Here is a 23,630-nt window from a genome sequence, read left to right as displayed (position 1 = left end):
CGTTCCGCTGAAAAGCCGCATGAAAAGCCGCAAAACAGCACGTTTCTGGCGTATCCGCATCTGATCCTTGAAGATCTGCCCCTCTGCGAACGGAGACGCCCTGTGCGCATCACAGACATCCAGCGGTGCGAGGTCCGGCCCGGACGCCTCGTCGAGTGGACGCTCAGTCCGGCGACCGTTCAGGCAGCGGCGGGCCTGCCGGACGACTCCCGACCACCGGCGTACATCCAGGAGTCACACATCCGCACCGCCCGCTCCGTGCGTGAGGACGGCCTGTTCGTGCCGACCTGGCTCGGCACGGCGTTCGACATCCCCGGCCGGATCGACCTGGACACGCTGGAGGACGCACTGCGCAGCTGGACCCTCCGCCACGAGACGCTGCGCAGCGGCTTCCGTCTGCGCGACGGCGAGATGCGCCGGTTCACGCTCGACACCGAGGCGGTGTCGCTGCATCGCGAGGTCGTCGGCGACTTCCCCGAAGCGGCGGAGCTGGTCCGGCACCTCCAGGACCGCTTCGACGTCGCGGCGGACGCGCTCGGCTGGCCGAACCTCATCTACACGGCGGTCGTCCGGGACGACTGCACCAGCGTGTACATGGCCTTCGACCACAGCAACGTCGACTCCTACTCCATCCAGCGCATCCCCGCCGAGGTCCATGAGCTCTATGCGGCGAACGTCGCGGGCCATGTCGTGGAGCGGACGCCGGCCGGCAGTTACATCGACTTCTGCGAGATCGAGCGGGCGGACGCGGACCGGATCGACGAGACCCATGAGATCGTCGCCCGCTGGCGGGAGTTCATCCACCGGTGCGACGGCATGCTGCCGAGCTTCCCCGTCGATCTCGGTCTGGTCCCCGGCGGCCGGCTGCCCGCCCAGAAGCTCATGTCCGAGATGCTGGTGGGCCCGGCCGACGCCGCCGCCTTCGAGGCGTACTGCCGGCCCTACGGCGGAAGCCTGGTCGGCGTCCTGGCCGCCACGAGCATCATCGTCCGGGAGATCGGCGAGCAGTCCGTGTACCGCACGGTCGTGCCGTTCCACACCAGGGTGAAGTCCCAGTGGTCGGACTCGGTCGGCTGGTACGTCGGCGGCGCGCCGATCGAGGTTCCCCTGGTGCCGGCCGCCGACTTCCCGACCCTCCTGAAGACCGTGCGCAGCCAGCTGCAGACCAGCAGGCCGCTGGCCCGGATGCCCCTCGCCCGGGTGCTGCACCTGCTCGGCTCCGACTTCCGCCCGACGTCGCCCGACCTGTACTCGATCGTCTCGTTCGTCGACGCCCGGGGCATCCCCGGTTCCGGGCGCTGGTCCGAGCTGGCGGCGTACGGACTGATCCGGGTGTCGTACGGCGACCAGGTGTGCGTGTGGCTCAACCGGCTCCACGAGGGCCTGTGGTTCGCGTACCGCTACCCGGACACCGACATCGCGTACAAGAACATGCGGCTGTACGCCGAGCGGTTGCGCGACCTCATCGTCCTGGTGGCCCGCGGTTCGGCACCGCTGACCGCAGGGACGAACGCCCGGTGACCTCTCCGACGGTGAAGAAGGCCGCCGAGCAGCGCGCTCGGCGGCCGTACGGCCTTGAGTGGCCGCTGCTTCCTCAGTGGTTGCGCGGGAAGCCCAGGTCGACGCCGGCCGGGGCGTCCGCCGGGTCCGGCCAGCGGGTGGTGACGACCTTGCCGCGCGTGTAGAAGTGCGTGCCGTCGTTGCCGTAGATGTGGTGGTCGCCGAAGAGGGAGTCCTTCCAGCCGCCGAAGGAGTGGTAGCCGACGGGGACCGGGATCGGGACGTTCACGCCGACCATGCCGGCCTCGATCTCCAGCTGGAAGCGGCGGGCGGCGCCGCCGTCCCGGGTGAAGATCGCGGTGCCGTTGCCGAACGGCGAGTTGTTGATGAGGGCCACGCCGTCCTCGTACGTGTCCACGCGCAGCACGCACAGCACCGGGCCGAAGATCTCGTCCTGGTACGCCTTCGCGCTGGTCGGCACCTTGTCGAGCAGCGAGATGCCGATCCAGTGACCGTCCTCGAAGCCGTCGACCGTGTAACCGGTGCCGTCCAGGACGACCTCGGCGCCCTCCGCCGCCGCGCCCTCGACGTACGACGCCACCTTGTCGCGGTGGGCCGCGGTGATCAGCGGGCCCATCTCGGAGGCCGGGTCGTTGCCCGGGCCGATCTTGATCTTCTCGGCACGCTCGCGGATCTTCTCCACCAGTTCGTCGCCGATCGCGCCGACCGCGACGACCGCGGAGATGGCCATGCAGCGCTCGCCCGCCGAGCCGTAGGCGGCGGACACGGCCGCGTCGGCCGCCGCGTCGAGGTCGGCGTCCGGCAGGACCAGCATGTGGTTCTTGGCGCCGCCGAGGGCCTGGACGCGCTTGTGGTTGGCGGAGGCGGTGGTGTGGATGTAGCGGGCGATCGGGGTGGAGCCGACGAAGGACACCGCCTTGACGTCCGGGTGCTCCAGGAGGCGGTCCACGGCCACCTTGTCGCCGTGCACGACGTTGAAGACGCCGTCCGGCAGACCGGCCTCGGCCAGCAGCTCGGCGAGCCTGACCGACGCCGACGGGTCCTTCTCGCTCGGCTTCAGCACGAACGTGTTGCCGCACGCGATGGCCAGCGGGAACATCCACATCGGCACCATCGCCGGGAAGTTGAACGGCGTGATGCCGGCCACCACACCCAGCGGCTGCCGGATCGCGGCCACGTCCACCCGGTTCGCCACCTGCGTGGACAGCTCGCCCTTGAGCTGCACGCTGATACCGCAGGCCAGGTCGACGATCTCCAGGCCGCGCGCCACCTCACCGAGGGCGTCGGAGTGCACCTTGCCGTGCTCGGCGGTGATCAGCTCGGCGATCTCGTCACGGTGCTCGTCCAACAGCGCCCGGAACCTGAACAGGATGGACGTGCGCTGGGCCAGCGAGGACTGACCCCAGGTCACGAAGGCCTCCTTCGCCGCCGCGACCGCCGCGTCCACCTCGTCGACGGACGCGAACGCCACCTTCGTGGTGACCGCGCCGGTCGCCGGGTCCGTGACCGGACCGTACGTGCCCGACGCGCCTTCGACGGTCTTGCCGCCGATCCAGTGGTTGACGATCTTCGTCATGCCCAGTTGCTCCTTCACAGATGGCGGCGTCGGCTCGAGACGTGCCGTTCGTACAGCTCACGGGCCTTGACCGCGGACGCTCGGGTCGCGGTCTCGGCCACGGGTACATCCCACCAGGCCTGCGCTTCAGGCGCGCCCGACACTGTGTCTGCCGTTTCGGTCTCCACGTAGACACATGTGGGAGTGTCGGCGGCCCGCGCCTCGGCGAGCGCCGCCCGCAGGTCGCGTACGGTCTTCGCCCGCAGCACCCGCATGCCCAGGCTGGCCGCGTTGGCGGCCAGGTCGACGGGGAGCGGGGCGCCGGAGAACGTCCCGTCGCCCGTGCGATAGCGGTAGGCGGTGCCGAAGCGCTCGCCGCCCGTCTCCTCCGACAGGCCCCCGATGGACGCGTACCCGTGGTTCTGCACCAGCAGTACCTTGATCGCGATGCCCTCCTGCACGGCGGTCACGATCTCCGTCGGCATCATCAGGTAGGTGCCGTCGCCGACCAGCGCCCACACCGGCCGGTCCGGGGCGGCGAGCTTCACACCGATCGCGGCCGGGATCTCGTAGCCCATGCAGGAGTAGCCGTACTCCAGGTGGTACTGGTCGTACGACCGCGCCCGCCACAGCTTGTGCAGGTCGCCGGGGAGCGAACCGGCCGCGTTGATGATCACGTCCGACTCGTCGACGACCGCGTCCAGCGCGCCGAGCACCTGCGGCTGCGTCGGCCGTAGGTCCGGCTCGCCGGCCTCGTAGCAGGCGTCGACACGCTGCTCCCAGCGCTCCTTGCCCTCCGCGTACTCGGTGACGTACGAGGGCGCCACCCTGTGGTCGTGCATCTCCAGCGCCTCGGTCAGCTCCTCCAGACCGCTGCGGGCGTCCGCGATCAGAGGCATTCCGGCGAGCTTGTGGCCGTCGTACGCGGCGATGTTGAGGTTGAGGAAGCGGACGTCCGGGCCCGCGAAGAGCGTGCCGGAAGCGGTGGTGAAGTCGGTGTACCGCGTGCCGACGCCGATCACCAGGTCGGCCGTGCGGGCCAGTTCATCGGCGGTGGCCGTGCCGGTGTGGCCGATGCCGCCGACGTCCTGGGGGTGGTCGTAGGGCAGGGAGCCCTTGCCGGCCTGGGTGGAGGCGACAGGGATGCCGGTGGTCTCGGCGAACTCGGCGAGAGCGCCCTCGGCACGGCTGTGGTGGACGCCGCCGCCGGCGATCAGCAGCGGTCGCCGGGCCTGCCTGATGGTCCGTACGGCCTCGGCGAGTTCGGTCGGATCGGCGCCCGGACGGCGTACGACCCAGGTGCGCTCGGCGAAGAAGTCCTCCGGCCAGTCGTACGCCTCGGCCTGCACGTCCTGGGGCAGCGCGAGCGTGACCGCTCCCGTCTCGACCGGGTCGGTGAGCACGCGCATGGCCTGCAGCGCGGCCGGGATCAGGGCTTCCGGCCGGGTGATCCGGTCGAAGTACTTCGACACCGGGCGCAGGGAGTCGTTGACCGACACGTCGCCCGCGTACGGCACTTCGAGCTGCTGGAGGACCGGGTCGGCGGGGCGGGTGGCGAAGATGTCGCCGGGGAGGAGCAGGACCGGCAGGTGATTGATGGTCGCGAGGGCGGCACCGGTGACCAGGTTGGTGGCGCCCGGGCCGATCGACGTCGTCACCGCGTGCGTGGACAGGCGGCCCGACTGCCGTGCGTAGCCGACCGCCGCGTGCACCATCGCCTGTTCGTTGCGGCCCTGGTGGTACGGCATGACGTCCGCGTACTCGACGAGCGCCTGGCCGATCCCGGCGACGTTGCCGTGGCCGAAGATGCCCCAGGTGGCACCGATGAGCCGCTGCCGTACGCCGTCCCGCTCCGTGTACTGGGCGGCGAGGAAGCGGACGAGCGCCTGTGCGACCGTGAGCCTGGTGGTCATCGGTATCCCCCTGTGCTGTCGACGTGGGACGGGTGGAAGCAGATCCGCCACTCCCGGGTCTCACCCGGTCCCGCCATGACGTTCAGGTAGTACATGTCGTGGCCGGGCTGGGCGATGGACGGGCCGTGCCAGCCGTCGGGGACGAGGACGGCGTCGCCGGAGCGGACCTCGGCGAGGACGTCGGATCCGCCGTCGCGCGAGGGGAACACGCGCTGATAGCCGAAACCGTCCGGGCCGTCGATCTCGAAGTAGTAGATCTCCTCCAGCTGCGACTCCTCGCCCGGCCGGTGCTCGTCGTGCTTGTGCGGCGGGTACGAGGACCAGTTGCCGCCGGGCGTGATCACCTCGACGGCGATGAGCTTGTCGCAGTCGAAGGCGTCGGCGGAGGCGAAGTTGCGCACCTGGCGGGTGCAACTGCCGCTGCCGCGCTGCTCGACGGGGACCTCCGGCGCGGGGCCGTAGCGGGCGGGGAGTCGTCGCTCGCACTTCGCTCCTGCCAGGGCGAAGCGGCCTCCCGCGCCGGAGGAGATCTGTGCCTGGGCGTCGCGAGGCACGTAGGCGAAGTCGGTGACCGAGGCGAACACGCTGTCCCGTCCCAGGAGGCGGAACACCTCGTCCATGACCTGCACCGTACAACCGCCCTGCAGGGGCAGCACGATCCACTCGCTGTCCCCGGTCGTGAAGGTATGGGTGCCGCCCGGCTCCAACTCGACGATCCGCAGGCTGCTGTGCGTCCAGCCGGCCAACTTCGGGTCGATGTCGAGCGTGTGGTACGCGTCGGCGGTGGTGCCCTTCGGGACGTACAACTCGTTGCTCATGCGGCCCTCACAGCAGTCCTACGGCGGTGTCCACGGCGGCGGCCACATCGCCGTCCGCCGGGTACAGCAGCGAACGGCCGACCACCAGGCCCCGCACGGTGGGCAGTTGCAGCGCGCCGCGCCACTTCTCGTACGCGCCGTCCTGATCGTCCCCGACATCGCCGCCGAGGAGCACGGCGGGCAACGTCGTCGTCTCCATGACCCGCGCCATGTCGTCGGGGTTGTCGGTGACCGGCACCTTCAGCCAGGTGTACGCCGAACTGCCGCCGAGGCCCGAGGCGATGGCGATGGACCGGGTGACGGCGTCGGCGGACAGGTCGTTGCGCAGCCGTCCGTCGGCGTCGCGGCGGGAGATGAACGGCTCGACGAAGACAGGGAGTCTGCGGGCCGCCATCTCGTCGATGGCACGGGCGGTGGACTCCAGGGTGTTCAGGGAGCCCGGGTCGTCGTAGTCGATCCGCAGCAACAGCTTGCCGGCGTCGAAGCCGAGGCGCTGCAGATCCTCGGGGCGGTGGCCGGTGAAGCGGTCGTCGAGTTCGAAACGGGCGCCCTGGAGTCCGCCGCGGTTCATCGAGCCCATGACGACCTTGTGGTCGAGGGCGCCGAGCAGCAGCAGGTCGTCGAGTATGTCGGCGGTGGCGAGGACGCCGTCGACACCGGGTCTGCCGAGCGCGAGGCAGAGGCGTTCGAGGAGGCCGGCGCGGTTGGCCATGGCCAGTTTGCGGTCACCGACCCCGAGGGCACCGCGGGCGGGGTGGTCGGCGGCGACGATCATCAGGCGACCGCTCGTGTTCAGCAGCGGGCGCCGGACGCGGCGGGCGGCGGCCTCGGCGATCGCCTCGGGGTGGTGGGTGCGGGTGCGGACGAGATCCGCGACGTCGACGGTCACTGTCCGGCCCCCGGGGTGCCCACGGCTCCTGCCGCGAGGGCCGCTGCCACCTCGTCCGGGGTCGGCATCGCGGAGGAACACTCCAGGCGGGAGGCGACGATGGCGCCGGCCGCGTTGGCGTGGCGCATGATCTTCTCCAGCTCCCAGCCGGCGAGGAGGCCGTGGCAGAGGGAGCCGCCGAAGGCGTCGCCTGCGCCGAGGCCGTTGAGGACGGTGACCGGGAGCGGGGGGACCTCGGCGGACTCGCCGTTCTGGTGTACGGCGAGGACTCCCTTGGGCCCCTGCTTCACGACCGCGAGCTCGACACCGGCGTCGAGGAGGGCGCGGGCGGCGGCGTGCGGTTCGCGGATGCCGGTGGCGACCTCCACCTCGTCGAGGTTGCCGACCGCGACGGTGGTGTGGCGCAGGGCCTCGGCGTAGAAGGGGCGGGCTTCGGCCTCGTCCTTCCAGAACATCGGGCGCCAGTCCAGGTCGAAGACCGTCGTGCCCGCCTTCGCCCGGTGGGCGAGGGCCGCGAGGGTCGCCGTACGGCTGGGCTCCTCGCTCAGGCCGGTACCGGTGACCCAGAAGATGCCCGCCTCGCGGAGGGCGTCGAGATCGAGGTCATGGGCGTCAATCTCCAGGTCGGGGGCCTTGGGCTGCCGGTAGAAGTACAGCGGGAAGTCGTCCGGCGGGAACACCTCGCAGAAGGTGACCGGCGTGGGCAGTCCGGGCACGGGGGTGACCCAGCGGTCGTCGACGCCGAAGTCGCGCAGTGCTTCGTGCAGGTAGGTGCCGAAGGGGTCGTCGCCGGTGCGGGTGATCACCGCCGTACGGCGGCCCAGGCGGGCGGCGGCGACCGCGACGTTGGTCGCCGATCCGCCGAGGAACTTGCCGAAGGACGACACCTGCGGGAGCGGGACACCCGTCTGCAGCGGATAGAGGTCCACGCCGATCCGCCCCATGGTGATCAGGTCGTACGCCATCGAGATCCCTTCGCGTTCCCGTCGCGCCGTCGTCGGCGGGTTCTCCCCCGGTTTCTAGTCTCCGCACGGAAGCCTGTCAATAGTTTGTCCAGACATACGGACCAGTGAAGGCACCTCGTATACGCCTTTGCTGCACCCGTGTCACAAAAGCCACTCCCTTGTCACACATGTCGCGGGTACGCGGGCGCTGGGTCACACCTGACCCACAGGCGCTTCCCCGTGCTCACTCTGCGTCGTTGACCGGACACAGGCTTGGTGATCGCCAGTGCACTGCCCGGCTCCCCCGACGGCCGTTCCCGGCCGGCGCCGCGGCAGTGCAGGGAGGTGCAGCTCATGACCGACCGAAGGCTCTGGTCGTACAAGGAGATCGCGGCGCACATCCGGGTGCAGCCGGACACCGTGCGGTCGTACCGCAAGCACGGGCTGCTGCCTCCGCCCGACCACGTCGAGGGCGGCAAGCCCTACTGGTACGCGGACACCGTTCGCGCCTGGGTCGCCTCCCGGCCGGGCAACCGCGGCCGCAGAACGGAGTGACCGCGCGAGCCTTTCGAGGTCAGCTCCACGGTTCGACGACCGTCACTCCCGAGCCGGGCGCGGTACCCAGGGCCGCCAGCGCCTGCGGGGCCGCGTCCAGGGGGATGGTGGAGGTCACGAGGAGATCGGGACAGAGAACGCCCGCGCCCACCAGCTCCAGCATCGGCGGGTAGGTGTGGGCGGCCATGCCATGACTGCCGAGGAGTTCGAGCTCCAGGGCGATGACGCGGGCCATGGGGACGGGAGTCGTGCCCGTGGACGAGGGGAGCAGGCCCACCTGGACGTGGCGGCCGCGGCGGCGCAGGCCGTCCACGGAGGCGGCGCAGGTGGCGGGGGAGCCGAGGGCGTCCAGCGAGAGATGGGCGCCGCCGCCCGTCAGGTCACGGATCGCCTCCGCCGTGTCCTGCGTCCGGCCCGCGTCGACGCACTCCGTCGCCCCGAACCTCCGCGCCAGGTCCAGGGCCTGCGGCGACACGTCCACGGCGATGACCCGCGCGCCGGACGCCGCCGCGATCATCACCGCCGACAGGCCCACTCCCCCGCAGCCGTGCACCGCCACCCACTCCCCCGCCGCCACCCGGCCCTGCTGCACGACCGCACGGAACGCCGTGGCGAAGCGGCAGCCGAGCGAGGCGGCCGTCGCGAAGGCCATGCCGTCCGGGATGCCGACGAGGTTCACGTCCGCGTGGTCCAGCGCCACGTACTGGGCGAACGAGCCCCAGTGCGTGAACCCGGGCTGCGTCTGCCGCTCGCACACCTGCTGATCGCCGGCCGCACAGGACGGGCAGGTGCCGCAGGCGCACACGAACGGCACGGTGACCCGGTCGCCGGGCCGCCGGCCGGTCACCCGGGCGCCGACGGCCTCGACGACACCGGCGAGTTCATGACCGGGGACATGCGGCAGCGTGATGTCCGGGTCGTGACCCTGCCAGCCGTGCCAGTCGCTGCGGCACAGCCCGGTGGCCTCGACCCGCACCACGACACCGTGCTCGGCGGGCTGCGGGTCGGCCACCTCCCGCACCTCGGCCGGCTCCCCGAAACGCTCGAACACCACAGCCCGCATCCGCTGCCCCTCTCCTGGTCGATCGCACCCCGGCAACCCCACGATCACCACTCCGGTCTTGGATTTATACCCCCTAGGGGTATAGTGTGAGGTATACGGGCGCCCCCGTGGGCCCCGTCAACCCCCTACACCTCGACGAGGAGTAACGACATGACCGCCCAGACCGACACCCCGGGTTCCGTCACCGCCGTCTACAAGGTGAGCGGGATGAGCTGCGGACACTGTGAGGGCGCCGTCTCCGGCGAGATCTCCGAGATCCCCGGCGTCAGCTCGGTGCAGGCCGTCGCCGCCACCGGCGAGGTCACCGTCGTCTCCGAGTCACCGCTGGACGAGGAAGCCGTGCGCGCCGCCGTCGACGAGGCCGGCTTCGAGCTGGCCGGGCGCGCCTGAAACCCACTTTCCCGGCACCGGACCGTACCGGCCGGCGGTCGTACTCCGAACCCCGCCCCGACCCCGGCCCGTACGGTCCGGTCCGCCGTCTGGACGTCGTCTGGAGTCCGCATATGACCAGCACCGCAGAGATCCCCGCCCAGCCCGCCATATCCGCCCCCGCACCGGACGTCTCCCAGGTGGAGCTGCTCATCGGGGGGATGACCTGCGCCTCCTGCGCGGCCCGCGTGGAGAAGAAACTCAACCGGCTGGACGGCGTCACCGCCACGGTGAACTACGCGACGGAGAAGGCGCGGATCAGCTACCCCGCCGGAACCGAGGTCGCCGATCTGATAGCCACCGTGGTGCAGACGGGCTACACCGCCGAGGAGCCCCCGCCCCCGCAGCCCGTACGCGAGCAGGAGACCCCGCCCGCCTCTGACGCGGACCCCGAAGCGGCGACCCTGCGCCACCGTCTGATCGTCTCCGTGCTGCTCGCCCTCCCCGTCGTCCTTCTCGCGATGGTCCCGTCCCTGCAGTTCGACAACTGGCAGTGGTTGTCCCTCACTCTTGCCGCCCCCGTCGTGGTCTGGGGCGGTGCGCCGTTCCACCGGGCCGCATGGACGAACGCCCGGCACGCCGCGGCCACCATGGACACGCTGGTGTCGATCGGCACGCTGGCCGCGTTCGGCTGGTCGCTGTGGGCGCTGTTCTTCGGCGACGCGGGCATGCCGGGCATGCGGCACGGCTTCGACCTCACCGTCTCGCGCGCCGACGGCACCTCGACGATCTACCTCGAAGTCGCCGCCGGAGTCACCGCGTTCATCCTCCTCGGCCGCTATCTGGAGGTCCGCTCCAAGCGCCGCGCCGGCGCCGCCCTGCGGGCGCTGATGGAGCTCGGCGCGAAGGATGTGGCGGTGCTCCGCCACGGGCGCGAGATCCGCATTCCCGTCACCGACCTGGCCGTCGGCGACCGGTTCGTCGTACGCCCCGGAGAGAAGATCGCCACCGACGGAACCGTCGTCGAGGGCGCCTCCGCCGTCGATGCGTCGATGCTGACCGGCGAGTCCGTGCCGGTGGACGTGACCGCCGGGGACGCGGTGACCGGCGCGACCGTGAACGCCGGGGGCCGCATCGTCGTCGAGGCCACCCGGGTCGGCGCCGACACCCAGCTCGCGCGGATGGCGCGGCTCGTCGAGGAGGCGCAGACCGGCAAGGCTCAGGTGCAGCGGCTCGCCGACCGGATCTCCGGTGTCTTCGTACCCGTCGTCCTGGTGATCGCCACGGCCACCTTCGGGGCGTGGCTCGGCGCGACCGGCGACGCCGTCGCCGCCTTCACCGCGGCCGTCGCGGTGCTGATCATCGCCTGCCCGTGCGCGTTGGGCCTGGCCACCCCGACCGCGCTCATGGTGGGCACCGGGCGCGGGGCGCAGCTCGGCATCCTCATCAAGGGGCCCGAGGTGCTGGAGTCCACGCGCCGCGTCGACACCGTCGTCCTGGACAAGACCGGCACGGTGACCACCGGCCGCATGACCCTCCAGGAGGTGTACGTCGCCGAGGGCGCCGACGAGCGGCAGGTGCTGCGGCTCGCGGGCGCCTTGGAGCACGCCTCCGAGCATCCCGTCGCCCGGGCGGTGGCCGCGGGTGCCGAGATGGGGGTCCCCCCGCTCGAGCGAAGCCGAGAGTGGGGGAGGGTCGGGGAGCTGCCGGGGGTGGAGCGGTTCGAGAACGTGCCCGGGCGGGGCGTACGCGGGTACGTGGCCGGCCACGAGGTGGCCGTGGGGCGCCTGTTCGACGAGCTTCCGCAGGAGTTGGCCCGCGCCAAGGAAGAGGCCGAGAGGAGCGGCCGTACGGCCGTCGTCGTCGGCTGGGACGGGGTGGCGCGCGGGGTGCTCGCCGTCGCGGACGCCGTGAAGGGGACCAGCGCCGAGGCGGTGCGGGAACTGCGCGCGCTGGGGCTCACGCCCGTGCTGCTGACCGGGGACAACCGGGCCGTCGCGGAGACGGTGGCGGACGCCGTCGGGATCGACGAGGTGATCGCCGAGGTGCTGCCCGAGGACAAGGTGGACGTGGTCAGGCGGCTGCAGGCCGAGGGGCGCACCGTCGCCATGGTCGGCGACGGCGTCAACGACGCGGCCGCGCTCGCCACCGCCGACCTCGGGCTCGCGATGGGCACCGGCACCGATGCGGCGATCGAGGCGGGCGGCCTGACCCTGGTGCGCGGGGATCTGCGGGTGGCGGCGGACGCGATCCGGCTGTCCCGCCGGACCCTGGCCACGATCAAGGGCAACCTCGTCTGGGCCTTCGGCTACAACGTGGCCGCGCTGCCGCTGGCCGCGGCCGGGCTGCTCAACCCGATGATCGCCGGGGCGACGATGGCCTTCTCGTCGGTCTTCGTGGTGACGAACAGCCTCCGGCTGCGGACCTTCCGCTGAAGCCGGAGGGGAACAAAACCGAAGCAGGGCCCCCTGGAGTCCGAGACGAGCCTCACATAAGCTCTTCACAAGGCTCGCGCATCTTCCTTACGCTTGAGACCCGTTCGCCATACTGGGCCTCTTGCGCATCTAATGGGACATATGCAAGAGACGCAGATCACAGTGATGTGAACGTAACCATCGAAGGGGTTCAAAGGTCTAAGTTGGCGATGTCAGAGGGCGTCTTGGGGGGCGCCACCTGGCATCTGGGGATGTCTTGGGGGACTTCCTCAGAGATGCGTTGCCGGGACACGTACACCGGGGAGCTTTGAGCGGCCCTCCCAGAGTGCGCTGTCCCGGCAGGCCGCAGCAGCCGTACAGTTCGCACCACCCGAGCGCGAAGAGTTTTGCTCATTGTGCTCACAGCGATTCAGGCGCTGGTCTCACAGGCGCCCGGCCGGATCCCGTGGGGGGAATCCGCACCGGGACACGGGAAGGCGCCCTGGTCGTCGGCCCGTGGGGGGACCGACGCCAGGGCGCCTTCTGTACGTTTTGAGGCTCGGTTCGCCTCCGGGGCGCAAAAGCCCCTTCGGCTCACTCGCCGGGCCGGCTGCAGTGACCGGCCAGCGGGCCCGGCGAGTAAAAGCTCAGCGCTCCTCGACCGGGGTGAAGTCCCGCTCGACGACACCCGTGTAGATCTGGCGCGGGCGCCCGATGCGGGAACCCGGCTCCTTGATCATCTCGTGCCACTGGGCGATCCAGCCCGGCAGCCGGCCGAGGGCGAACAGGACCGTGAACATCTCGGTCGGGAAGCCCATGGCCCGGTAGATCAGGCCGGTGTAGAAGTCGACGTTCGGGTACAGCTTGCGCTCGGTGAAGTAGTCGTCGGAGAGCGCGTGCTCCTCCAGCTTCAGCGCGATGTCCAGCAGTTCGTCGGACTTGCCGAGGGCCGACAGGACATCGTGCGCGGCAGCCTTGATGATCTTGGCGCGCGGGTCGAAGTTCTTGTAGACCCGGTGGCCGAAGCCCATCAGGCGAACGCCGTCCTCCTTGTTCTTCACCTTGCGGATGAAGGAGTCGACATCGCCGCCGGAGGCCTGGATGCCCTCGAGCATCTCCAGCACCGACTGGTTGGCGCCACCGTGCAGCGGGCCCCACAGGGCGGAGATGCCCGCGGAGATCGAGGCGAACATGTTCGCCTGCGAGGAACCGACCAGACGCACGGTCGAGGTCGAACAGTTCTGCTCGTGGTCCGCGTGCAGGATCAGCAGCTTGTCGAGCGCGGCCACGACGACCGGGTCGAGCTCGTACTCCTGAGCCGGCACCGAGAAGGTCATACGCAGGAAGTTCTCGACGTAACCGAGGTCGTTGCGCGGGTAGACGAACGGGTGGCCGATCGACTTCTTGTACGCGTACGCCGCGATCGTCGGGAGCTTGGCGAGCAGCCGGATCGTGGAGAGGTTGCGCTGCGTCTCGTCGAACGGGTTGTGGCTGTCCTGGTAGAAGGTGGACAGCGCCGAGACGACCGACGACAGCATGGCCATCGGGTGGGCGTCGCGCGGGAAGCCCTTGTAGAAGTTCTTGACGTCCTCGTGCAGCAGGGTGTGCTGCGTGATCTCGTCCCGGAACCGGGTGAGCTCGTCGACCGTCGGCAGCTCACCGTTGATCAGCAGGTAGGCCACCTCCAGGAAGGTGGAGCGTTCGGCCAGCTGCTCGATCGGGTAGCCGCGGTACCGGAGGATGCCCTGCTCGCCGTCGAGGTAGGTGATGGCGGATTTATAGGCGGCCGTGTTGCCATAGCCGCTGTCCAGGGTCACCAGACCGGTCTGGGCGCGGAGCTTGCCGATGTCGAAGCCCTTGTCGCCGACGGTGCTGTCGATCACCGGGTAGGTGTACTCGCCGTCGCCGTACCGCAGTACTACAGAGTTGTCGCTCACGTCTTCCCTCACCGACGTAGTGCCTCATCTTCGAGGTGCCCTGACTGTCTCTACCATCCCCCATTTGGCTCAGGAGAGTGCACTCGGGGTCGACCATTGGGCTTATCGGCGGCACTCAGTGCCGCCAACCTGCTCATCCTGCCCCCTCGATTCCCCATCCGGAAGTACTGTGTGACGTTTGCGACTCGTTTGATCGATCATTTTCTGCGGAGGGGATCCGCGAGTCTGAAGTCGAGGGCTGTGCAACGCCGTCCCGCCGACACCGTGCGCACCGCCTGGCCGATCGCCTTGCGTGAACCGACCAGGACGACCAGCTTCTTGGCGCGGGTGACCGCCGTGTAGAGCAGGTTGCGCTGCAGCATCATCCAGGCGCCCGTGGTCACCGGAATGACAACCGCCGGGTACTCGCTTCCCTGCGAGCGGTGGATGGTCACCGCGTAGGCATGTGCCAGTTCGTCCAGTTCGTCGAATTCGTACGGAACCTCCTCGTCCTCGTCCGTCAGCACCGTGAGGCGCTGGTCGACCGGGTCGAGCGAGGTGACCACGCCCACGGTGCCGTTGAAGACACCGTTGTTCCCTTTCTCGTAATTGTTGCGAACCTGGGTGACCTTGTCGCCGACGCGGAACACCCGGCCGCCGAACCGCTTCTCGGGCAGGTCCGGGCGGCCCGGCGTGATGGCCTGCTGGAGCAGTCCGTTGAGGGTGCCGGCGCCCGCCGGGCCCCGGTGCATGGGCGCCAGGACCTGCACGTCCCGGCGCGGGTCCAGGCCGAATCTGGCCGGGATACGACGGGCGGCCACATCCACCGTGAGCCGGCCGGCCTCCTCCGTGTCGTCCTCGACGAAGAGGAAGAAGTCCTTCATGCCGTCGGTGAGCGGGTGCTGTCCCGCGTTGATCCGGTGGGCGTTCGTCACCACCCCCGACTGCTGGGCCTGGCGGAAGACGCGGGTGAGGCGGACGGCGGGGACGGGACTGCCGTCGGCCAGGAGGTCTCTGAGGACCTCCCCCGCGCCGACGCTGGGGAGCTGGTCGACGTCGCCGACGAAGAGGAGGTGCCCGCCGGGCGGTACGGCCTTGACGAGCTTGTTGGCGAGGAGGAGGTCCAGCATGGAGGCCTCGTCCACGACCACGAGGTCGGCGTCGAGGGGGCGGTCCTTGTCGTACGCCGCGTCACCGCCGGGCTTGAGTTCCAGCAGGCGGTGGACGGTGGAGGCCTCGGCGCCGGTCAGTTCTGCCAGGCGCTTGGCGGCCCGGCCGGTGGGGGCGGCGAGGACGACCTTCGCCTTCTTGGCGCGGGCCAGCTCCACGATCGAGCGCACCGTGAACGACTTGCCACAGCCCGGGCCGCCGGTGAGGACGGCGACCTTCTTCGTCAACGCCAGCTTGACGGCGGCCTCCTGCTCGGGGGCGAGGTCGGCGCCCGTACGGCCCTTCAGCCAGGTCAGCGCCTTGTCCCAGGCGACCTCCCGGAAGGACGGCATCCGGTCGTCCTCGGTACGCAGGAGGCGCAGCAGCTGGGCGGAGAGGGAGAGTTCGGCGCGGTGGAAGGGGACGAGGTAGACGGCGGTGACGGGCTCTTCTCCGTCCGGCCCCGGCACCTTCTCCCGTACGACACCGGGCTCTTCGCCGTCCTCAGGGGGCGCCGCCAGCTCGGCGAGGCACTCGATGACCAGGCCCGTGTCCACCTGGAGGAGCTTGACCGCGTCGGCGATCAGGCGCTCCTCGGGGAGGTAGCAGTGCCCCTGGTCGGCGGACTGCGAAAGGGCGTACTGCAGGCCCGCCTTGACCCTTTCCGGGCTGTCGTGCGGGATGCCGACGGACTGGGCGATCTTGTCGGCGGTCAGGAAGCCGATGCCCCAGACGTCGGCGGCGAGGCGGTAGGGCTGGTTCTTCACGACGGAGATCGAGGCGTCACCGTACTTCTTGTAGATGCGCACGGCGATGGAGGTGGACACCTCGACGGTCTGGAGGAAGAGCATGACCTCCTTGATCGCCTTCTGCTCCTCCCAGGCGTCGGCGATCTTCTTCGTCCGCTTGGGGCCGAGGCCGGGCACCTCGATGAGCCGCTTCGGCTCCTCCTCGATGATCTTCAGGGTGTCCAGGCCGAAGTGCTGGGTGATGCGGTCGGCGAAGACGGGTCCGATGCCCTTGACCAGTCCTGAGCCCAGGTAGCGGCGGATGCCCTGGACGGTGGCCGGGAGGACGGTCGTGTAGTTCTCGACGGTGAACTGCTTGCCGTACTGGGGGTGGCTGCCCCAGCGGCCCTCCATGCGCAGGGACTCCCCGACCTGGGCGCCGAGCAGCGCGCCGACGACCGTCAGCAGGTCGCCGCCGCCTCTGCCGGTGTCGACACGGGCGACCGTGTAGCCGTTCTCCTCGTTGGCGTACGTGATCCGCTCCAGCACGCCTTCGAGTACGGCCGCTCGTCGCTCCCCGTTCCCCGCCTGGTTGGACATGATCCGACGGTACAGCGCGGGTCCGACACGGCGCCCGGACACCGGCCGACGGACCCTGGGGCCCGCGAGCGCTCATCCGAGCGCGACCATCACGATCCGGTCTCGGGCTCTTGCCAACCCGCGTGTAATCGATTCCAATCCTCCGTGTAATCGATTCCACGAGGAGGTGGAAGCGGCGATGGCGAGTATCAAGGACGTTGCCGCCGAGGCGGGGGTATCCGTCGCCACGGTGTCGCGCGTCCTGAACGATCATCCGTCGGTGAGCGCGGACGCACGCACGCGTGTGCTGGCCGCCGTCGAGGCGCTGGGGTATCGGCCGAACGCCGTCGCCCGTTCGCTGCGCACCGATCAGACCCGGACCCTCGGGCTGGTCATCAGCGACGTACTGAACCCGTACTTCACGGAACTGGCCCGCTCCGTCGAGGAGGAGGCCCGCGCCCTCGGGTACAGCGTCATCATCGGCAACGCCGACGAACGGCCCGAGTTGCAGGACCATCACGTACGGACCCTGCTCGACCGCCGGATCGACGGACTGCTCGTCTCCCCCACCGACGGCGGCTCCCCGCTCATGCTGGACGCCGTGCGCGCCGGGACGCCCATGGTGTTCGTGGACCGGTGGATCCCGGGGGTCGACGTGCCCGTCGTCCGGGCGGACGGACGGGCCGCCGTACGGGATCTCGTCGCGCATCTGCACGGGCTGGGGCACCGGCGGCTCGCCATCATCGCGGGACCCGCGGCCACCACCACCGGCAGCGAGCGCGTCGAGGCCTTCCGGGACGCCATGGCCGAGTGCGGGCTTCCCCTCCCCGACGCCTACATAGGGCAGGGCGACTTCCAGGCCGACAGCGGACGCCGGGTCACCGAGGGGTTTCTGGAGCTGGCCGAGCCGCCCGAGGTCGTCTTCGCCGCCGACAACCTGATGGCGCTCGGCGCGCTGGACGCCGTACGCGCGCGCGGGCTGCGGATTCCCGACGACATCGCGCTCGCCGCGTTCGACGACATCCGCTGGTTCGTGCACACCGATCCGCCGATCACCGCGATCGCCCAGCCGACCGGTGAGCTGGGGCGGGCCGCCGTCCGTGCGCTGGTCGACCGGATCGAGGGCCGACCCCCGCAGTCCGTCACCCTCCCCGCCCGACTCGTCGTACGCCGCTCGTGCGGCGAGTCCGCTCCCCAAGAGCCGTCCCCCGCAACGAACAGGAGGCAGCCGTGAGCAACCCGGACGAGCTGCTGCGCATCGAAGGCATACGCAAGACATTCCCCGGAGTGGTCGCGCTCGACGGCGTCGACTTCGATCTGCGCCGGGGCGAGGTGCATGTGCTGCTCGGCGAGAACGGCGCGGGCAAGAGCACGCTCATCAAGATGCTGTCCGGTGCCTACACGCCCGACTCCGGGCGGATCCTGGTCGGTGGTGAGCAGGTGCGCATCCATGGCGCACAGGACTCCGAGCGGCTCGGGATCGCCACCATCTACCAGGAGTTCAATCTCGTTCCCGACCTGACCGTCGCCGAGAACATCTTCCTCGGGCGGCAGCCGCGCCGGTTCGGGATGATCGACCGCAGGCGGATGGAGGCCGAGGCCGCCGAACTGCTGAAGCGGGTCGGCGTCAACGTGTCCCCGCGCGCGCAGGTGCGTGAACTCGGCATCGCACGCCTGCAGATGGTCGAGATCGCCAAGGCGCTCAGTCTGAACGCCCGGGTGCTGATCATGGACGAGCCGACCGCCGTACTCACCTCCGAGGAGGTCGAGAAGCTCTTCTCCATCGTGCGCGCGTTGCGTGCGGACGGGGTCGGGATCGTCTTCATCACCCATCACCTGGAGGAGATCGCCGCCCTCGGCGACCGGGTCACCGTCATCCGCGACGGCAGGAGCGTCGGGCAGGTCCCCGCCGCCACGCCCGAGGACGAACTCGTACGCCTCATGGTGGGACGGTCGATCGAGCAGCAGTACCCGCGGGAGCGCACCGACGCCGGGGAGGCCCTCCTCAAGGTGGAGGGGCTGACCAGGGACGGCGTCTTCCACGACGTGAGCTTCGAGGTGCGCGCCGGTGAAGTCGTCGGCATCGCGGGCCTCGTGGGCGCCGGCCGTACCGAGGTCGTACGGGCCGTGTTCGGGGCCGACCCCTACGACAAGGGGGCCGTGAAGGTCGCGGGCTCGCAACTCAGGCGCCATGACGTGGGCGCCGCCATGTCCGCCGGGATCGGGCTCGTCCCCGAGGACCGCAAGGGGCAGGGGCTGGTGCTGGACGCCTCCGTCGAGGAGAACCTCGGCCTGGTGACGCTCCGTTCGGCCACCCGCGGCGGGCTCGTCGACCTCAAGGGCCAGCGTGCGGCCGCCGCCCGGATCGCCGAGCAGCTCGGGGTGCGCATGGCGGGCCTCGGCCAGCAGGTGCGCACCCTCTCCGGCGGCAACCAGCAGAAGGTCGTCATCGGCAAGTGGCTGCTCGCCGACACGAAGGTGCTCATTCTCGACGAGCCGACGCGCGGTATCGACGTCGGCGCCAAGGTCGAGATCTACCAGCTCATCAACGAACTGACGGCCGCCGGCGCCGCCGTCCTGATGATCTCCAGCGATCTGCCCGAGGTGCTCGGTATGAGCGACCGGGTGCTGGTGATGGCGCAGGGCCGGATCGCGGGCGAACTCCCCGCCGACCGGGCGACCCAGGACGCCGTGATGGCGCTTGCCGTCAGCACTCCTACGACTGAAACGGAGGCCTCCCGTGGCCACTGACACGCTCAAGAGCACGGCGGGCGCGGGTGGCGCCTCCGGCGGACTGCGCCGGCTGCTGCTCGACAACGGGGCGCTCACCGCGCTCATCGTCCTGGTCGTCGCGCTGTCGGCGCTGTCCGGCGACTTCCTGACGACGGACAACCTGCTCAACATCGGCGTCCAGGCCGCCGTCACCGCGATCCTCGCCTTCGGCGTCACCTTCGTGATCGTCTCGGCGGGCATCGACCTCTCGGTCGGTTCGGTGGCCGCCCTCTCCGCCACCGTGCTCGCCTGGAGCGCCACCAACGAGGGCGTCCCGGTCGTGCTGGCGGTACTGCTGGCGATCGGGACCGGCATCGCGGCCGGCCTGGTCAACGGCTTCCTGATCTCGTACGGAAAGCTGCCGCCGTTCATCGCGACGCTGGCCATGCTGTCGGTGGCCCGTGGTCTGTCGCTGGTCATCTCGCAGGGCTCGCCGATCGCCTTCCCGGACTCGGTGTCGCACCTCGGTGACACGCTCGGCGGCTGGCTTCCGGTGCCGGTGCTCGTGATGATCGTCATTTGGCTGCTCACGGCCTTCGTGCTGCGCCGGACGTACATCGGGCGCTCCATGTACGCGATCGGCGGCAACGAGGAGGCGGCCCGGCTGTCGGGTCTGCGGGTGAAGAAGCAGAAGCTCGCGATCTACGCGTTCTCCGGGCTGTTCGCCGCGGCCGCGGGCATCGTGCTCGCCTCCCGGCTGTCCTCCGCGCAGCCGCAGGCCGCGCAGGGCTACGAGCTGGACGCGATCGCCGCGGTCGTCATCGGCGGTGCCTCGCTCGCGGGCGGTACCGGCAAGGCGTCCGGGACGCTGATCGGTGCGCTGATCCTGGCGGTGCTGCGGAACGGCCTCAACCTCCTGTCCGTCTCCGCCTTCTGGCAGCAGGTCGTCATCGGTGTCGTGATCGCGCTGGCGGTTCTGGTCGACACGGTGCGGCGCAAGGCGGGGGCCACTGCGGCACCGGCCGGGACCGGTGGCGGCAACAAGGGCAAGCAGGCGCTGACGTACGTACTGGCCGCCGTGGTCGCCGCGGCGATCGTGGGCGCGACCTCGCTGCTGCACAGTGGCTCCTCGTCGACGACGCAGAAGGTCGGGCTGTCGCTGTCCACGCTCAACAACCCGTTCTTCGTGCAGATCCGGGCGGGTGCGGAGGCGGAGGCGAAGAAGCTCGGCGTGGACCTCACCGTCACCGACGCGCAGAACGACGCCTCGCAGCAGGCCAACCAGCTGCAGAACTTCACCAGCGAGGGCCTGTCCTCGATCATCGTGAACCCGGTGGACTCGGACGCGGCCAGTCCGGCCGTACGGGCCGCCAACAAGGCGGACATCCCCGTCGTCGGCGTCGACCGAGGCGTCAACAAGGCGGACACGGCGGCCCTGGTGGCCTCCGACAACGTCGAGGGCGGCGAACTGGGCGCCAAGGCGCTCGCCGAGAAGCTCGGCGGCAACGGCACGATCGTGATCCTGCAGGGCCAGGCCGGCACCTCCGCCAGCCGGGAGCGCGGCGCCGGCTTCGCCGAGGGCCTGAAGGCCTACCCGGGCATCAAGGTGGTCGCCAAGCAGCCCGCCGACTTCGACCGCACCAAGGGCCTCGACGTGATGACGAACCTGCTCCAGGCCCACCCGGACATCGACGGCGTCTTCGCGGAGAACGACGAGATGGCGCTCGGCGCGATCAAGGCGCTGGGGTCGAAGGCCGGAAAGTCGGTCCAGGTCGTCGGTTTCGACGGCACGCCGGACGGGCTGAAGGCGGTCGAGGCGGGCACGCTGTACGCGTCGGTGGCGCAGCAGCCGAAGGAACTGGGCCGGATCGCGGTGGACAACGCGCTGCGGGCCGCCGACGGCGAGAAGGTCAGCGAGATGGTGAAGGTGCCGGTGAAGGTGGTCACGAAGGAGAACGTGGCCGGCTTCGGCGGCTGACACCGGGCAACAGGCGGGCGCCCTCACTGGGGGCGCCCGCCTCAGGTCACCTACCAGGGGAGACATGTGATGTACGACTACGACCTGCTGGTCGTGGGGTCGGCCAACGCCGACCTGGTGATCGGGGTCGAGCGGCGGCCGGCGGCCGGTGAGACGGTGCTCGGCTCCGACCTGGCCGTCCACCCGGGCGGCAAGGGCGCGAACCAGGCGGTCGCGGCCGCCCGTCTCGGTGCCCGTACGGCCCTGCTGGCCCGGGTCGGCGACGACGCCCACGGCCGGCTGCTGCTCGACTCGCAGCGGGCGGCCGGCGTCGACACGGTGGGCGTCCTGGTGGGCGGCGCGCCGACCGGCGTCGCACTGATCACCGTGGACCCGTCCGGCGACAACAGCATCGTGGTGTCGCCCGGGGCCAACGGGAAGCTCACGCCCGAGGACGTGCGGGCGGCGGGCAGCCTCTTCCACGCCTCGCGGGTGGTGTCGGCGCAGCTGGAGATCCCGCTGGAGACGGTCGTGGAGGCGGTACGGAGCATGGGGCCCGACAGCCGGTTCGTGCTGAACCCGTCCCCGCCGCGGCCGCTGCCGCAGGAGGTGCTGGCGGCCTGCGATCCGCTGATCCTGAACGAGCACGAGGCGAAGGTGATCCTGGGCGACGCCCTGGTCGGCGACGACCCCGCGGACTGGGCGCGGATCCTGCTGGCGCGCGGCCCGCGTTCGGTGGTCGTGACGCTGGGGGCGGAGGGGTCGCTGGTGGCCTCCGCTGAGGGCGTGACGCGGGTGCCGTCCATGAAGGTGGACGCCGTGGACACCACCGGCGCCGGCGACGCCTTCACCGCGGCGCTGGCCTGGAAACTGGGCGCGGGCGCGTCCCTGGCCGAGGCGGCGGCGTACGCGGCCCGCGTCGGGGCGGCGGCCGTCACGAAGCAGGGCGCGCAGGAGTCCTTCCCGACCGCGGAAGAGGTCGCAGCGCTGTGAAGAAGGCCGGAATCCTGAACCGTCATCTCTCCGGCGCACTGGCCGAACTGGGCCACGGCGACGGGGTACTGGTGTGCGACGCCGGTATGCCGATACCCGGCGGGCCGCGCGTCGTCGACCTGGCCTTCCGGGCCGGAGTCCCGTCCTTCGCCGAGGTCCTCGACGGCCTGCTGGCCGAGCTGGTGATCGAGGGCGCGACGGCCGCGACCGAGGTGCGGGAAGCCAACCCGGCGGCATCAGCGCTGCTGGACGGCCACTTCCCCGAGCTGACGCTGGTCTCCCACGAGAAGCTCAAGGAGCTGTCGGCGGGCACGCGGCTGGTCGTACGGACCGGGGAGGCCCGGCCGTACGCGAATGTGCTGCTGCGGTGCGGAGTGTTCTTCTGACGCCCACGGCTTCGCATTCTCTCCAGGTTTATTCCGGCCCCGCCTCCTTACCCTGTTCTCATGCTGGTGCAGGAGTTCCGGACCGAGGTCGTGCCGGCCGGCGAGCGGTGGGACCTGTGGCAGGACATCGCCGGGCGGACCCACCTGCCCAACCTGCAGCGCAGCGAGCGGGAGGACGACTTCCTGGCCACGATGCGGGTACTGCCGCTCGGCGACGTACAGATCGCCGAACTGCGCTTCCCGCAGCTGGAGACAGTGCGCACGGCCCGGGTCATCCGGCGGTCCGACCCGGAGGTCTTCCAGGTCAACTGCCAGTTCAGGGGCGAGGGATGCGCCGCGCAGGACGGACGCGAGAGCGCGTTCCGCAGAGGTGACCTCGTCCTCGTCGACAGCAGCCTGCCGTACGAGGCACGGCTCACCGGGATGTCCGCCCCCCTGTCGTGCGTGATCGTCACGCTCCCCCACGCTCTGCTGCCGCTGCCGCCGAGAACGATCCGCCGGGTGCTGGCCGCGCCGGTCCCGCTCGACCACGGCATGGGCGGAGCCCTGTACCGCTGGCTGGCCGATGTCGCCACCCGCGCCGACGAGTTCACGTCGGCCGACGCCCCGGCGCTGGCGTCGGTGACCACGGACCTGCTCGCCACCGTGCTCGGCCGCTGCCTGGACGCCGAGGACGCGATGACCCCGGAGTCACGCCGGCGTGCCCTGCATGTCCGCATCCGGGACTTCATCGACCAGAACCTCGGCGATCCGTCCCTGTCCCCCGCCACCGTCGCGGCCGCCCACGGCATCTCGGTGCGCCACCTCCACCAGCTGTTCGCGGAGGAGGGCGCGACACCGGCGGCCTGGATCCGGCACCGCCGCCTGGAACGCTGCCGCCGCGACCTCACCGACCCGCGCCTGCACGGCCGTTCCATCCAGGCCGTGGCCGCCCGCTGGGGCTTCGTCGACCCCGCGACCTTCAGCCGGCTCTTCCGCCGCGCCTACGGGACGACACCCAGGGACTACCGGCACCACGACCAGCGCCGACACGCATGACGATATGCAGGAATTGTCAAGATCCGTGCACGCGCGGCCAAGGAATCAAGGGCCTGTCCTTGTCATCCTTGCGCTTGTGCACAGATGGACGGCGTGCACGGCGGGGAAGCACCGGGGGGACCGGCGTGCGG

At 70.6% G+C, this 23,630-nt stretch carries 18 protein-coding genes; 10 read left to right on the top strand and 8 right to left on the bottom strand.

Going from position 1 to position 23,630, the window contains the following annotated elements:
- Positions 1 to 102: 102 nt before the first annotated feature.
- Positions 103 to 1,521 (top strand): condensation domain-containing protein, encoded by a 1,419-nt coding sequence (locus StrepF001_RS36870; protein ID WP_129802528.1) that lies wholly within the window; start codon positions 103 to 105, stop codon positions 1,519 to 1,521.
- A gap of 73 nt (positions 1,522 to 1,594) precedes the next feature.
- Here the strand turns inward: StrepF001_RS36870 and mmsA are convergent, their stop codons facing one another.
- From mmsA to iolC, 5 genes are read right to left on the bottom strand one after another with little or no spacing between them, the layout of a single operon-like run.
- Positions 1,595 to 3,097 carry a CoA-acylating methylmalonate-semialdehyde dehydrogenase gene (gene mmsA / locus StrepF001_RS36865; RefSeq protein ID WP_129802527.1) on the bottom strand — a complete coding sequence of 501 codons (1,503 nt, stop codon included), beginning with the start codon at positions 3,095 to 3,097 and terminating at the stop codon, positions 1,595 to 1,597.
- Between the two features lie 14 nt (positions 3,098 to 3,111).
- A complete protein-coding gene (gene iolD / locus StrepF001_RS36860; RefSeq protein WP_129802526.1) occupies positions 3,112 to 4,989 on the bottom strand; it encodes a 3D-(3,5/4)-trihydroxycyclohexane-1,2-dione acylhydrolase (decyclizing) in 1,878 nt (625 codons plus the stop codon).
- Positions 4,986 to 5,807 carry a 5-deoxy-glucuronate isomerase gene (gene iolB / locus StrepF001_RS36855; RefSeq protein WP_129802525.1) on the bottom strand — a complete coding sequence of 274 codons (822 nt, stop codon included), beginning with the start codon at positions 5,805 to 5,807 and terminating at the stop codon, positions 4,986 to 4,988. The genes iolD and iolB overlap by 4 nt, the downstream gene beginning before the upstream one ends.
- 7 nt (positions 5,808 to 5,814) lie before the next feature.
- Positions 5,815 to 6,696, bottom strand: a complete 882-nt coding sequence (locus StrepF001_RS36850) for a deoxyribose-phosphate aldolase (protein ID WP_129802524.1) — start codon at positions 6,694 to 6,696, stop codon at positions 5,815 to 5,817.
- A complete protein-coding gene (gene iolC, locus StrepF001_RS36845; protein ID WP_129802523.1) occupies positions 6,693 to 7,661 on the bottom strand; it encodes a 5-dehydro-2-deoxygluconokinase in 969 nt (322 codons plus the stop codon). Before iolC ends, StrepF001_RS36850 begins: the two co-directional genes overlap by 4 nt.
- Before the next feature lie 333 nt (positions 7,662 to 7,994).
- Between iolC and StrepF001_RS36840 the strand changes: the two genes are divergently transcribed.
- Positions 7,995 to 8,195, top strand: a complete 201-nt coding sequence (locus tag StrepF001_RS36840; protein WP_053763086.1) for a MerR family transcriptional regulator — start codon at positions 7,995 to 7,997, stop codon at positions 8,193 to 8,195.
- 19 nt (positions 8,196 to 8,214) lie between these two features.
- Here the strand turns inward: StrepF001_RS36840 and StrepF001_RS36835 are convergent, their stop codons facing one another.
- Positions 8,215 to 9,258 carry a zinc-dependent alcohol dehydrogenase family protein gene (locus StrepF001_RS36835; RefSeq protein WP_129802522.1) on the bottom strand — a complete coding sequence of 348 codons (1,044 nt, stop codon included), beginning with the start codon at positions 9,256 to 9,258 and terminating at the stop codon, positions 8,215 to 8,217.
- 150 nt (positions 9,259 to 9,408) lie between these two features.
- On the opposite strand from StrepF001_RS36835, the gene StrepF001_RS36830 reads away from it, so the two are divergent.
- The gene (locus StrepF001_RS36830) at positions 9,409 to 9,648 is read left to right on the top strand and encodes a heavy-metal-associated domain-containing protein (protein ID WP_129802521.1); all 240 of its coding nucleotides are present in this window, start codon (positions 9,409 to 9,411) and stop codon (positions 9,646 to 9,648) included.
- 113 nt (positions 9,649 to 9,761) lie between these two features.
- Entirely contained in the window at positions 9,762 to 12,062 is a 2,301-nt protein-coding gene (locus StrepF001_RS36825) for a heavy metal translocating P-type ATPase (RefSeq protein ID WP_129802520.1), read from the top strand.
- A 626-nt stretch (positions 12,063 to 12,688) separates the two neighbouring features.
- On the opposite strand, the gene StrepF001_RS36820 is transcribed toward StrepF001_RS36825, so the two are convergent.
- Entirely contained in the window at positions 12,689 to 13,978 is a 1,290-nt protein-coding gene (locus StrepF001_RS36820; protein ID WP_129802519.1) for a citrate synthase, read from the bottom strand.
- 197 nt (positions 13,979 to 14,175) lie between these two features.
- Positions 14,176 to 16,434, bottom strand: a complete 2,259-nt coding sequence (locus StrepF001_RS36815) for an ATP-dependent RecD-like DNA helicase (protein ID WP_129802518.1) — start codon at positions 16,432 to 16,434, stop codon at positions 14,176 to 14,178.
- A gap of 178 nt (positions 16,435 to 16,612) precedes the next feature.
- Between StrepF001_RS36815 and StrepF001_RS36810 the strand changes: the two genes are divergently transcribed.
- The 6 genes from StrepF001_RS36810 (at position 16,613) to StrepF001_RS36785 (ending at position 23,499) form a co-directional block, all read left to right on the top strand.
- Positions 16,613 to 17,647 (top strand): LacI family DNA-binding transcriptional regulator, encoded by a 1,035-nt coding sequence (locus tag StrepF001_RS36810; protein ID WP_129802517.1) that lies wholly within the window; start codon positions 16,613 to 16,615, stop codon positions 17,645 to 17,647.
- Positions 17,644 to 19,164, top strand: a complete 1,521-nt coding sequence (locus StrepF001_RS36805) for a sugar ABC transporter ATP-binding protein (RefSeq protein WP_129802516.1) — start codon at positions 17,644 to 17,646, stop codon at positions 19,162 to 19,164. Before StrepF001_RS36810 ends, StrepF001_RS36805 begins: the two co-directional genes overlap by 4 nt.
- Entirely contained in the window at positions 19,154 to 21,103 is a 1,950-nt protein-coding gene (locus StrepF001_RS36800) for a substrate-binding domain-containing protein (protein ID WP_129802515.1), read from the top strand. Before StrepF001_RS36805 ends, StrepF001_RS36800 begins: the two co-directional genes overlap by 11 nt.
- A gap of 69 nt (positions 21,104 to 21,172) precedes the next feature.
- Positions 21,173 to 22,075, top strand: coding sequence for a ribokinase (locus StrepF001_RS36795; RefSeq protein WP_129802514.1), 903 nt, complete (start codon positions 21,173 to 21,175; stop codon positions 22,073 to 22,075).
- Positions 22,072 to 22,461: a D-ribose pyranase gene (rbsD, locus tag StrepF001_RS36790; RefSeq protein ID WP_129802513.1), complete on the top strand. Its 390-nt coding sequence runs from the start codon at positions 22,072 to 22,074 to the stop codon at positions 22,459 to 22,461. The genes StrepF001_RS36795 and rbsD overlap by 4 nt, the downstream gene beginning before the upstream one ends.
- A 60-nt stretch (positions 22,462 to 22,521) precedes the next feature.
- On the top strand, positions 22,522 to 23,499 hold the full coding sequence (locus tag StrepF001_RS36785; RefSeq protein WP_129802512.1) for a helix-turn-helix domain-containing protein: 978 nt from the start codon (positions 22,522 to 22,524) through the stop codon (positions 23,497 to 23,499).
- The last annotated feature ends 131 nt before the right edge of the window (positions 23,500 to 23,630 follow it).

This window comes from Streptomyces sp. F001, assembly GCF_004187715.1.
GTDB lineage: Bacteria > Actinomycetota > Actinomycetes > Streptomycetales > Streptomycetaceae > Streptomyces > Streptomyces flavusporus.
This window is presented reverse-complemented; position numbering and strand designations above follow the sequence as displayed.